The organism is Rhizobium sp. L51/94 (genome assembly GCF_019355555.1).
GTDB classification, from domain to species: Bacteria; Pseudomonadota; Alphaproteobacteria; order Rhizobiales; family Rhizobiaceae; genus Rhizobium; species Rhizobium rhododendri.
Genome location: NZ_CP072144.1, coordinates 302,765 through 315,133 on the forward strand (window position 1 = coordinate 302,765; position 12,369 = coordinate 315,133).

At 60.1% G+C, this 12,369-nt stretch carries 10 protein-coding genes and 1 pseudogene; 2 read left to right on the plus strand and 9 right to left on the minus strand.

The features are described 5' to 3' along the window. Nucleotides 1-27: 27 nt before the first annotated feature. The 7 genes and pseudogenes from J5274_RS27205 to J5274_RS27235 form a co-directional block, all read right to left on the minus strand. The gene (locus tag J5274_RS27205; RefSeq protein ID WP_142824989.1) at nucleotides 28-867 is read right to left on the minus strand and encodes a transporter substrate-binding domain-containing protein; all 840 of its coding nucleotides are present in this window, start codon (nucleotides 865-867) and stop codon (nucleotides 28-30) included. A 367-nt stretch (nucleotides 868-1,234) separates the two neighbouring features. Beyond that, a complete protein-coding gene (locus J5274_RS27210) occupies nucleotides 1,235-1,954 on the minus strand; it encodes a CHASE3 domain-containing protein (RefSeq protein WP_142824988.1) in 720 nt (239 codons plus the stop codon). Between the two features lie 57 nt (nucleotides 1,955-2,011). Further along, nucleotides 2,012-3,339: pseudogene (locus J5274_RS27215) on the minus strand (MFS family transporter). Nucleotides 3,340-3,608: 269 nt separating this feature from the next. Next, complete coding sequence (locus J5274_RS27220; RefSeq protein WP_142824987.1) at nucleotides 3,609-4,355, minus strand: ATP-binding cassette domain-containing protein; 747 nt, start codon at nucleotides 4,353-4,355, stop codon at nucleotides 3,609-3,611. Continuing rightward, nucleotides 4,348-5,412: a ribose ABC transporter gene (locus tag J5274_RS27225; protein WP_142824986.1), complete on the minus strand. Its 1,065-nt coding sequence runs from the start codon at nucleotides 5,410-5,412 to the stop codon at nucleotides 4,348-4,350. Before J5274_RS27225 ends, J5274_RS27220 begins: the two co-directional genes overlap by 8 nt. 105 nt (nucleotides 5,413-5,517) lie before the next feature. Beyond that, nucleotides 5,518-6,510 carry an ABC transporter substrate-binding protein gene (locus J5274_RS27230; RefSeq protein ID WP_142824985.1) on the minus strand — a complete coding sequence of 331 codons (993 nt, stop codon included), beginning with the start codon at nucleotides 6,508-6,510 and terminating at the stop codon, nucleotides 5,518-5,520. 163 nt (nucleotides 6,511-6,673) lie between these two features. Beyond that, nucleotides 6,674-7,585 carry a sugar-binding transcriptional regulator gene (locus tag J5274_RS27235; protein WP_142829478.1) on the minus strand — a complete coding sequence of 304 codons (912 nt, stop codon included), beginning with the start codon at nucleotides 7,583-7,585 and terminating at the stop codon, nucleotides 6,674-6,676. Nucleotides 7,586-7,848: 263 nt separating this feature from the next. Between J5274_RS27235 and J5274_RS27240 the strand changes: the two genes are divergently transcribed. Together J5274_RS27240 and J5274_RS27245 are read left to right on the plus strand one after the other, a co-directional pair. Further along, complete coding sequence (locus J5274_RS27240; RefSeq protein ID WP_142824984.1) at nucleotides 7,849-8,766, plus strand: tagatose-bisphosphate aldolase; 918 nt, start codon at nucleotides 7,849-7,851, stop codon at nucleotides 8,764-8,766. Nucleotides 8,767-8,781: 15 nt separating this feature from the next. Next, entirely contained in the window at nucleotides 8,782-10,239 is a 1,458-nt protein-coding gene (locus J5274_RS27245) for an ROK family protein (protein WP_142824983.1), read from the plus strand. Nucleotides 10,240-10,260: 21 nt separating this feature from the next. Here J5274_RS27245 and J5274_RS27250 read toward each other — a convergent pair whose 3' ends face one another. Further along, nucleotides 10,261-11,271, minus strand: a complete 1,011-nt coding sequence (locus J5274_RS27250) for a sensor histidine kinase (protein WP_142824982.1) — start codon at nucleotides 11,269-11,271, stop codon at nucleotides 10,261-10,263. A 200-nt stretch (nucleotides 11,272-11,471) separates the two neighbouring features. Continuing rightward, a complete protein-coding gene (locus J5274_RS27255; RefSeq protein ID WP_142824981.1) occupies nucleotides 11,472-12,305 on the minus strand; it encodes an SDR family NAD(P)-dependent oxidoreductase in 834 nt (277 codons plus the stop codon). Between the last annotated feature and the right edge of the window lie 64 nt (nucleotides 12,306-12,369).

Below are 12,369 nucleotides of genomic sequence, written 5' to 3' on the forward strand. Positions count from 1 at the left end.
GAGAGATGCCTCGCTCCCCTGAGCCAATTACTTGAATTCGACCGGGAAGCCGATCTGCGGCGGCGTCAGGTCCTTGCCGAACCAGGTCTTGTAGGACTTCGCATAGGTATCGAACTCGACGCCGGTCATCGCTTCATGCAGCGCCGTGTTAACGAAGTTCAGCCAGTCCTGGTCACCGCGCTTGACGCCGCAAGCATAGGTCTGCGGGTTCCAGCCATAGCCGGCGTCCTTATACCTGCCGGCGTTCTGGGTCATGTACCAGGCGAGCGATGACTGGTCGGTGGCGACAGCATCGGCCCGGCCGGATTCCAGGGCCTGGTAGATGAGATCGACGGAGTCGTACTGGTCGACCTTGGCGTCCGGAAGCGCCGCGTGGACCATGGCTTCGGCATAGACATTCTGCAGCACAGATACGGTGACCGACGAGCCTGCCGCTTTCAGCGCGGCATAATCAGCATACTGGCCGTCAGCCTTCAGCATGAGGCCGACGCCTTCGCGGTAATAGGGAATGGTGAAGGCAATCTGCTGGGCGCGCTCGCCGGTGACAGTCATGAACTGGCAGGTGATGTCGACCTTGTTCGTGGTAATGTTCGGAATACGGGCGTCGGACGACTGGTTGACGTATTCGATCTTGTCCGGGTCGCCGAACAAAGCCTTGGCGATGATGTGGCCCATGTCGACATCGAAGCCCTGCAGCTTGTCGTCCGCACTTTTGAAGTGCCACGGCGCATTGGTGCTGCCGGTACCCATTACCAGGTGGCCGCGTGCCAGCACTTCATCGAGCTTGCTGCCGTCGGCAAGAACAGGGCTGGAAAGAGCTGCTGCTGCGGCCAGGGCGATCAGGCCGGCACGAATAGAAAAGGTCATGACGTTCCCCTTAAGAAGATGATTTATTGACTGTCCAATATACCGGACATGCGTCTGTTTTACTGGATTTTGATAAAGAGCTTTATTAGCCATGAATTGTCAAGCGGACGACGCTAAAAAATTCGCACCGTTTTTCAGTGGCTAAATTTGTGGCAGTGCAGCAATTTGGGGGAACCGGAGGCCAGTCGGGAAGTGTCGGCAAAGGGCGTGACGTTGCCCTGAAATCTGCGGCTGAGGGTGGCAAGCGCAACACCGGGCATTTTCAAAATATGCCGAACAGCGCTAACCGACCAATTAGCCTGTATTCTAGAAATACTTGCGTTTCAGCGGCCGGAAGCATGTCGCGTGCCGTCGGGCATGCCAGCGCTCAACAGTCTCTCTCCAAGCTCTGGCTTGGGACGGCTGCGTCAGCCCTAGGGCTTGCAACCGATGCACGCCCGGTCCTTGCAAGGTAGACTTCAATACCGGCACGGGTCAGGAAGGATGCGAGACCGACGAGGATGGCGACCACGCGGATAAGCATCTCGTCCCGATCCACCTTTGTCTGTCGGGCGGCAAGAAGTGATTTTTCGGTTTCGGTCACATCCCCAATGACCCGCCGGATGCTGTCCATCGTGGCTTTCTGCATCATTTCGAGTTCCATCGTCCTCGCCGCCTCGAAACCCTTGACGTCGTGCGTGGTTATCGATTGCTGCAAGTCCGCGAGCTTCTCGTCGATAAGACCGTTCAGCCTGCGCACCCGTTCCACCTGAACTGTGTTGTCGGAGATCGATACCGCCAAGGTCGCGCGCAGTTGCGTCAGTCTCGTCAAGGCCTTTTCGTACGGATCCAGATAGCGGCTATCTCCGCTCAACAGGTATCCCCGCTGTCCCGTCTCGGCATCGTCGAGGCCGATCAGTACGTCTTTGGTGGTGTCTATGACCTGATAGGCGTGGACGACGAGTTGTTGATGGTTGCTCAGCAAACTATGCGTCCAGCTGGTGGCAACGACGCCGCATGCGATGACCATACCGACCGGAATAGACCGCAGCAGCACAGGCGTCGTCAGATATGAGCGCCTCAGCCCTTGCCACGACCAGTCCATCATTCACCTCCCGTCACGATCCTGAAACACGCAATACCTCAGGCTCGAATCCGCCCTTACTTAATGGTCATCGTGCAGATAGCGTGCCTGGCGGGGGAGTCTTAGGGCGACGAGGAAGGCGATTATCATCATGATGGTGACATACCAGTAGAACAGCTGCTCGTTTCCGGCGTTCTTCATCGATAGCGCCACGAATTCTGCGGAGCCGCCGAATATAGCGTTGCCCACGGCATAAGCGAGACCCACGCCGAGGGCGCGCACTTCGGCCGGAAACATCTCGGCTTTCACGATGCCGCTGATCGAAGTGTAGAAGCTGACGATGGCGAGTGCGACCACGATCAGGACGCCTGCTATGACGGGGTCGGTGACGTGCTGCAGCGTGACGAGGATCGGCAACGTCAAAGAGTGCCGAGCCCGCCGAACAGCAGCATGTTGTTGCGGCGGCCGATCCGGTCGGACAAGGCACCGAATATCGGCTGCATGCACATGTAGAGGAACAGCGCCACGGTCATCACGTAGCTCGCCGTTTTCACCGGCATGTGGACCGTATTGACGAGATATTTCTGCATGTACGTGGTGAAGGTGTAAAAGATCAGCGACCCGCCGGCGGTGTAGCCGAGGACCGTCAGGAAAGCGGGGGTATGATTGCGGAAAAGTGCCGAGAGCGAGCCTGCTTCCTTGCTGTTGCGGGTTTCAGCATTCTGGGTCTCCGTCAGGGTGCGACGCAGGAAGATCGATACGACGGCAGCGACGGCACCGATTGCAAAGGGAATGCGCCAGCCCCACTCGGTGATCTGTTCGCTGGTCATCAGCGCCTCGATGATGACGATCACCAGCACCGCCAGCAGTTGCCCGCCGATCAGCGTGACATACTGGAAAGACGAGAAGAAGCCGCGCCGGCCGCGCAATGCGACTTCGGACATGTAGGTTGCGGTCGTGCCGTATTCGCCGCCCACCGACAGACCCTGGATCAACCGTGCGACCAGCAGCAGGAAGGGCGCGAGGACCCCGACCTGCGCATAGGTCGGCAGGACCGCGATCATCAGCGAGCCGCCGCACATCATCGATACCGAGATCAGCATCGAGGTCTTGCGCCCGAGACGATCGGCGACGCGGCCGAAGAGCCAACCGCCGATCGGCCGCATCAGGAAGCCCGCAGCGAAAACCCCGGCCGTCTGAAGCAGCTGGACCGTCGGATCCTGGTTGGGGAAAAACGAGCTTTTGAAATAGAGCGCGGTGAAGGCGTAGACGTAGAAATCGAACCATTCCACAAGGTTGCCCGAAGATGCAGCCATGATCGCAACGATGCGGTGGCGGGTTTCCTCGGCCGTGTAAGGCACCGTGGTCGTGGTGGCTGGGTCTGACAAGATTTCCTCCTCCCGGATCATGCGGATCAACATGCAAAGCGCGTTGCGGAAGAGATCTAGAACCGCCAGCGGGAGATGCAACCTAAAAACGTAATGTTTGCGGGATGAGCCTGCCTTTTACCCAAGGTTATGAGAGCCCACGCCGGAGCACCCCGCACTGCGCACAATTGCTCTGCGGCGTCTTCCGGCGATGCGAGAATGCTCAGGAGTTTGACTGCGGCAGGCACCCCTGCATGAGGTCCACAAACGGCGACCTGCATCGCCGTTCGGAGAAACCAGGAGACCTGCAGCTATCCGCCGATCATCAGCTTGACGATCTCGTCATGAGTGGTTTCGGCAATCTTTCTTTCGCCGGCAACGATGCCGCGACGCAGGACGACGATCCGGTCGGAGACGGCAAAAATATCCTGCAGGTTATGGGAAATGAAAACCACGCCTCGCCCTTGCGCTTTCAGGGATTTGATGAGCGCCACGACCTTGCGCTGCTCGGGCACGCCGAGGGCTGCCGTCGGCTCGTCCATGATCAGGATGCGGGCATTCCAGTAGACGGCACGGCCGATTGCCACCGCCTGCCGCTGGCCGCCGGAAAAGTTGCTAACCGGCGCATCGAGACGTTTTACATGGAAATCCAGTGTCGCCATCGTCTTGCGGGCAGCCTCGGCCATAGCCTGGCGATCGATGACCGGCAGGAAGCCGAAGGCCTTTTTCATCGGCTCGCGGCCGAGGAAGATGTTGGCACCGATGGTCAGGTTATCGGCAAGCGCCAGGTCCTGATAGATCGTCTCGATGCCTTTTTCCCGCGCGTCCTGCGGCGAGGAAAACGACACAGGCTTGCCCTCGATGAGGATGTCTCCGGAGGTCGGCGGATAGACGCCGGAAATCGTCTTGATCATTGTCGTCTTGCCGGCGCCATTGTCTCCAGCCAGCGCTACCACTTCGCCGGGATGGACGACCAGCGAGCAGTTTTCCAGCGCTTTGACCGCGCCGAAGCTGCGGGACAGGTTGCGGACTTCGAGCAGAGGGGTCTGGCTATTCATCTTGCTTTGCTCCGGTGAACCGGCGCTGGGCCTGGTCAATGAGAACCGAAATGATGATGACGACGCCCACGGCGATGAACTGCCAGAAGGGTTCGACATTGAGGAAGACGAGACCGTACTGGATGACGGCGATGACCAGCGCGCCGGCAACGGTTCCGAGGATCGATCCGGATCCGCCAAAGAGGCTGGCACCACCGATGACCACGGCCGCAACGCAATCGAGTAACAGCGGTTCGCCCGCCTGGGCAGCACCTGCCGTGAAGCGCGCGGCATAGAGCGCACCGCCAAGGCCAGCGCAGGCCGCCGACAGCATGTAAAGCCGCATCAGATGGCGCTTGATATCGATCCCGGCGCGACGGGCAGCCTGTGCGTTGGCGCCGATCGCGTAGTTATGCTGGCCGAAGCGGGTCTGGCTGAGCAGGTAATGCATGAGCAGCACAAACACCGCCGTGACGATGACCAGGTAGGGAATGCCGAAGATGCGGCCGTTGCCCAGGATGGCGAAATAGTCGTTGTTGACAGGCACCGTCGTTCCACCGGCGAGCAGGAAAGCCGCGCCGCGTGCGACGCCGAACATACCGAGCGTGCCGATGAAGGGCGGAACTTTCAGCCGCGATATCAGCAGCCCGTTGACGACGCCCGGAATGGTGGCGACCAGGATGGCGACGAGAATGCCGAAGATCATGGCAGCCGGCAGCGGCATGTAGAGGCCGGCTATGTTGGTCATGTGCGCAGCCACCACGGCGGCAAGCCCCATGATAAAGCCCATCGACAAATCGATGCCGCCCGAAATGATGACGAAGGTCTGGCCGATGGCAAGAAGCAGCGGCGCAACGGCAAAGATCGCGATCGACTGCCAATTGAAAGGCGAGAACACGAATGTTCCGCCGAACGAAAGGCGTGACCAGATCTCGAACACGAGGATCAGCGCGGCGAGAAACAACCAGGCACGCAATTGGGCGATCCGCGTGATCAGGCTTTTGGTCTGGTCGGCATGGTCCGCCTGAGGCGCGACATGCAGGTCCGCCTTCGGCGGGGTTTCGACAGTGCTTGTCATTTTTTCATCCAGGAGCAGGGCCTGCGGCCTAAGGCTGCATGCGTTACAAATTGACGCTGGAAACCGCCCGCGGAGGATAGAGACCGACCGCGGGCGCCCTTTGGATTAGTCAGAGTAGATGTACTTCGCGACCTTTGGGTCGGACACATTGGCCTTGTTGATGATGGTAAAGCCCGTGCCGATTGCGGTCGGGATGGAATTGCCGGTCAGGTGCGCATAGGCGGCCATGACACCGAAATAGCCGATCTCGGCCGGATGCTGGGCGATGGCAACATCGACCAGGCCGGACTTGAGATTGTCGACCATGCTGGTCGGTGCATCGAAGGCGACGACCTTGACCGCGCCCGTCTTGCCCGCCTGCTTGACGCCTGTGGCCGATCCGAGAGCCGAAAACAGGTTGGCGCCGAACACACCGACGAGATCCGGGTTGCGGGCAAAGACTGCCTGAACCTGGGACGCTGCCTTGTTGGCATCGTTGTCGTTGAACTGCGTGTCGAGCACTTGGATATTCGGATGGTTGGCGGCCATTTCCTTCTTGAAGCCCTGCTCGCGCTGGTCGGTCGTCGAGACGCCCGGCTTGACGTTGGAGACATAGACCTTGCCCTTGTCGCCAACGGCAGTTGCCAGCGCGCGGGCAGCGATTTCACCGCCGAGCACATTGTCGGATGCGATGTAGGAGAGCGGGAAATCGGCATTGCCGGCGCCGGTTTGATACACGCCCGTGCCGATGAACGTATCGACGGTGATAACCGGAATACCGGCGTCGCTCGCCTTTTTCAGCGGCTGGACCAGCTGGTCCTTGTCGGTCGGGGCGATCAGGATGGCATCAGGCTTCTTGGCAATGACCGCGTCAAGCACCGGCACCTGCGTGACCGGATTGAAATCGGGTGCACCCTGGAACACCAGTTGAGCGCCAACAGCCTTGGCAGCAGCCTCGGCACCCTTGCGCATGGTGATGTAGAAAGCGTCTGTGGTCAGGCCGGGTACGAGTGCGATTGTATATTTCTTGTCCGCAGCACCGGCGTGACCTGCGGTCAGGGCTGTGGATGTTACAATTGCCGCAGCAGCGGCAACCTTGAAGAATGAACGACGCTTCATAGTCTCCTCCATTATGAGCTAGTGTTCTATGCTAGACGGCGTCCCCTCCTGGAAACCGGCCAACACGATCCTCATGCCGAGATGCACCTCTCGTCAAGTGAAATTTCTTCCTGAAACGAATTTCCTTATTTTTGAATGAATGCGAATGGACTTTCCGAGATGCTCAGCGTGTCGCTTCCGCGCGCAGAATGTCGAGGATGGCCTGCGCGGTGGCGGTGTCCGTAACGAGGGCATTGATCATGCCCGCGCGCACTGCGCCGATGACGCCGGCCGCCTTCTCGACGGTGGCAACGACGCCGATCGCCAATCCGGTACGACGCAATTGCTCGGGCGAAGCTGCAATCATCCGCTCCTCGCCTACCCAGGTCAGCATCCGGCCATCGATGTCGACATAGTGGCGGATGACATCGCCGACGGCACTCAGCGCCTGCTCGTTCAGCGTGGCGGCACTCGCTTCGGGTGGATTTATGGCGTGGGGAAGTCCTATTCCGACGATGCAGCAATCCATGCGGTCCCAAAGACCAGTGGTCTCGCGCACGAAGGGGTCGCTGAGAAATGCCTCGCGCAGATCCGTCGAAGAGAGATACGGCGCGTGCAGGAAACGGGGCGTGCCGCCGACATGTTCGGCAGCCAGGCGGACAAACTCATTGATCTGGAAGTGCTGCGCCGCCTGCTGCATGCCGCCGTTCAACGGCACCACCAGCATACCGGGAATACGGGGCAGGCCAACCATCAGCACTTCGCGAATAGCCCTCCCCCAGCCTATGCCGAGCACCGAGCCGGTTCCGAGGCCCTCATCTTTCAGCAGGTTTCCCAAGGGGGCAGCGAGAGACCCCAGAACCCCCGAGGCCGGCGTATCGATCACCGCAGCGCGCTTCAGCTTGAGCGCCTCGATCAGTTCGAGCCTGATCTCGTCCGGTGAGGCGAGGTCTAGAACTTCGATCCTGACAATCCCGACTGCACGGGCCTTCTGCAGCAGGCGGGACACCGTCGCCGTCGAGACACCCACCTTCTTGGCAATGTCAACCTGCGACATGTCTGCCTCATAGTGCAGCTTTGCAACCATGTGCAGCATGGCGCGCGATGCCGGAGTTTCTTGCGAAGGCTGCGGAGGCACTCTTGCAATTCCTTTCTGAAACGTGTTACATGAACGAGACTTGGAGGAGTTATCGCTGAAAAGCGGCTAAACCGCAATCCTGCCGAAATGCCTAAAAATCAAGGCTATCCCATCGCCAACCGCACCCGGTGGCGCATCGCAGAATTGTGACCGTTTTCAGAGGCTCCGTCGAGCAATTGATCAGCAACCGCCCATAATTCAGCGGACAGGGAGTAGATGTGATGACAGCCATGACGACAGCGGAACAGCGCGCGTATCAGCAAATCTGCGGAGCCAACGGCGCAATGATGGTGATCGCGTGCGACCAGCGTGGCGGAATGCGGTCGCTTCTCGCCTCGACGCCCGAGGAGCAGGCGAAGATCGGCAACGACATGCTCGGCGATACCAAGGCCGATATTACCCGCCACCTCGCCGCCCACGCCGGCTGCGTGCTGGTCGATCCGATCTGCGCCGTACCGCATCTCGTTGATCGCGGCATTCTTCCGCGCGACACCGGGCTTCTGATCGGCCTCGACGCATCCGGTTGGGACACATCGCCGGAAGGCTACCGCATTTCCAAGATGGTGGAAGGCATCGATGCCCGGCGCGTTCGCCAACTCGGCGGCACCGGCGGCAAGATCATGGTCTATCTGCGCATGGATGTTCCGGAGGCCAACACGCAGAACCTTGCAACATTGAAGCACTTCATCGAGGATTTCGGTCGCGAGGATCTGCTGCTCGTCGTCGAGTTCCTGACCTACCGGCTCGAAGGTGAAAGCCCTGCGGAATACGAAGCGAAAGTGCCGGCCCTGATCTTCGAAGGCTCGCGCGCATGCCTGGAATTGGGTTCCAAGGTGCTGAAGATCCCTTACCCTGGCTCGGAAGAAGCCTGCGCCAACATCACCAAGCTTGCCGGCAACGTTCCATGGGCCGTGCTGTCGGCCGGTGTCGATCACGAGACCTTTCTCGTCCAGGTCGAAGCAGCCATGAAGAACGGCGCTTCGGGCGTCATTGCAGGCCGTTCGCTTTGGAAGGACTGCATTTCGATAGACCGGGAAATCTCGGAAAAGAAGCTTTCGACGATCGCGGTTTCGAGATTGAAGGATATCCAGGCGATCATTGCGCGCTATTACAATACGCGCACCAGCAAGGCAGCATAAGGTCCGGTCGCAGACATGAAAACGCAGCAATGTGCAATCGGCGTCGATATCGGCGGTACGAATATTCGCGCTGCACTGATCTCCGCGACCGGAGAGATCCTGAGCAAGAAGATCGTTCCCGGGAGCCGCGACCGGGAAACGGCCATCGACATCATCTCAGGCCTCATCCGCGAGATCGATGGTCCACAGGTCGTGGCCATCGGCATCGGCGTTCCCGGGCGCGTCGATGCCCATGCGGGGGCCGTGCTGTCCGGCGGTTATCTCGATCTGTCGAGCTGCGATTTCAGGACGCTGATCGAAAGCGCGTTCGGCAAGCCGGTGGCCATTGCAAATGACTGCAGCATGGCGCTGCTCGGCGAGACCGGCGTCGGCGCATCACGCGGCGCCCGCAGCGCCGTGATGCTGACGATCGGCACTGGAATCGGCGGTGCGGCGATGGAAAACGGGCGTATCGTCAACGGCAAGCAAAGTGCCGGGCAGCTTGGCCATATCGTCGTCAACCACGGCGGCCGGCAATGCATCTGCGGACAGGTCGGATGCGTCGAAACCGAATCTTCGGGAACCGCGCTTGGGCGCCACCTTGACGAAGCCGGATATCCGGCCGGAACGCGGTTCGAGGATATCCTCAGCCAGGCACGGGACGGAGACGACCGCGCCCTCGGCGTCATCAGGAACTGGGCGGGACCGCTTCGCGCGGCGCTCGGAACACTATCGGCAGCCTTCGATCCAGCCATGCTGCTGCTCGGTGGAGGCATGGGACAGGCGGCAGTCGAGGCGCTGGCGTTTCTTCCGGCCGTGTCAGGCTGGAACTGCACGCCGGTCAGAGCCGCAGCACTCGGTGACGATGCGGGCATAGTAGGCGCAGGGCTCGCAGCCCACGAACTCGCCAGGCAGCGGCAAGGCTGGCCTTCGCGCCAGGCCAGCGGCAAACGCGTGCTCATGGTCAACGGCATACCCGCATCGGGCAAGAGCCGCCTCTCGCATGCGGTGTCCGAGGCAACGGGATGGCCGATCCTTGCCCTCGACACGGTCAAGAACCCATTTCTCGAATACATCGAAGACGTCGACCGGTTGTTCAACCGGACGCTCGGCAAGGCGAGCTATAAGGCGATATGGTCGGTTATCCGCGATGCGCCCGACGGTTCGACCTTCATAGTCGATGCGTGGTTCGGCTTTCAGCCGCTCGAACTCCTTAAGGAGCATATAGAAATGTCCGGCGCCACGGACATTGCCGAGATCTGGTGTCACGCGCCGGGAGAGATCCTGGCAGAGCGATATGCTGCCCGGCTGGAGAAACGCCTTCCCGGCCATCCCGGGGCTTCCTATATCCCAGAACTGATCGAACTGGCCAAACGGGCCGGCCCTTCCGCAATCGGCCCGGTCTACGATGTCGATACCACGCAATTTCCGGATGACGACGCTGCCGTCAGATGGGCAAAATTGGTGCTCTCCGGGATGACGCCAGCGTCATAAACCGGAACCGAGCTATCCGCTCTACTTCGCAAGCCGCAACGGATTGACGACAAGGGTGACCACAACGCCGCCCTCGAACCATTCGTACTTGATGGAACCTTGAAGCTGGCCGGTAACGCTTCGCTCGACGAGCTTGCTGCCGTAGCCTCCGACGCCGGTGGGTGCGCGGACCTTGGGTCCCCCGCGCTCTGTCCAAACGATCGTCACGGCTTCGTCATGCGCCGAGCATGAAACATCGAGTATCCCGGTATCCACCGACAGCGCACCGTACTTCAGGGAATTGGTTGCCAGTTCATGGACGATCAGCGCCAGGATTGTCGTTGCCGATTCCCCGACGCTCATGCGCGGTACGGAAACGCGGATACGCCCGCTGAATGCGCCGAGATCGTCATAGGGCGCAAGCAGAACGGTAAGCAGGTCGCCAAGAAGCGCCGACGCTTCCTTCGTCTGGCCGGGTACGGGCCGCACCAGATCGTGGGCACGACCGAGAGCCGTCAACCGCAGTGTCAGCTCTCGCGCCATATCGTTGGTGGTCTCAGTCGAGCGGGAAGTGATAGCCGTTAACCCTGCAGCGATCGCCAGAAGATTCTTGACGCGATGGCTCATCTCGCCAGCCAGCAGTTCACGGCCTTCTTCCGCCTGCTTGCGTCCGGTGACATCGATAAAAATACCGAACATGATCCGCTTGACCATTCCAGCATCGTCACCTTGGCCGCGCGCCGAAATCCATTTGAGCTCTTCGCCGATTATAACGCGGAAATCGATCTCGTAGGCGCCGATGAGAGCCCTTGTCGCCGTGAAGGCAGCCCGCACGCGATCACGGTCAGCCGGGTGGATGTGGGCAGAAAGGTCTTCGAAATTGATATCCTGGCCGCGCGGAATTCCCCACAAGTCATAGGCATGATCGTCCATAGCCAAGGCATCCGTGTCCACATTCCACGACCATAATGTGACGCCGGCCGCCTGAATCGCGCGTACCAGGTTTTTGGGTTCCCAAAGAAGAGGTTTCAAGGCTTCTGCTGTCGTGGTCATGGAAACTCCGGAATCTGGCTGCTGGCAATGCAATGCGGTATAGCTCTATGCGCAGTTAAAAGTCCAAATTGTCAAAAACACTCTTCATTGGCAACCTCGCCATGATTGCATCCACGAGTAGCGATACTCATCCGCAATCCAGAAGAGAGTCACCCGAGCCCGGAGAAAGTAACCGCAGGGTCCCGCGTGCGAAATCGCATCTACTCGGGAAACAGGCTGGTGAAACGCAACGCCCTGCCGCCGGTGGCGACCACTTCGTTCATCTCTTTTTCCAGCAGATCGCGATCGTCGGCGCCGCGCAGCAAACGCCCCGACAGCGCATCGAAGCGGCCGCTGGCGATATCGACGATGAGGCCGGCGGCACGCGACGGAGGCACGTCTACGCCATCGGCAAACAGCTGCTGGATTGCGGGAAGGTGCTTTTTCCCTTCCTCCGACAGGAGCTGCATTTCCGTCATAGTCGTCCGCACCAGTCCCGGATCCACCGCGAAAGCGAGAACACCGCCTTCCCTGGTGGTATCGTTGAGACATTCGGTAAAGCGCATAATCGCTGCCTTGCTCGACGCGTAGCCGGAGCCGTTCGGAAAGCTGTTGCCGGTGCCGCCGCCGACAAGGTTGACGATGCGGCCCTTGCCGCGCTCAAGCATCGCGGGTGCAAGCGATCGCGACGTATGAAAGCTGCCACGCAGATTGATTTCGACATCTTGCCACCAGACATCGGGATCGCATTCCCAGATCGGTCCGAACGCACGGAAGGAGCCGTGATTGTTGACCAGCAGGTCGACCGGGCCGAGCTTTTCGGCGATGAGCGCAGTCGCGCGCTCTACCGCATGCCGATCGACGAGGTCGACTGGCAGTGCGAACGCCGTCCCGCCGTCCTCGCGGATCAGCGATTCCGTTTCGGCAATCTCGCTGCCAGTCCGTGCCACGACTGCGACTGCGGCACCGGCTTTGGCGAGATGACGAGCGATTTCGCGGCCTATGCCCCGGCCGGCACCTGTCACCAGGCACACGGTTCCATCCAGCTTGTTCAAGAGAGCCTCCTCGTTCCGACCGGCATCAGGGCAACACCCATCCAGTCCATCCCGGACTGGACAT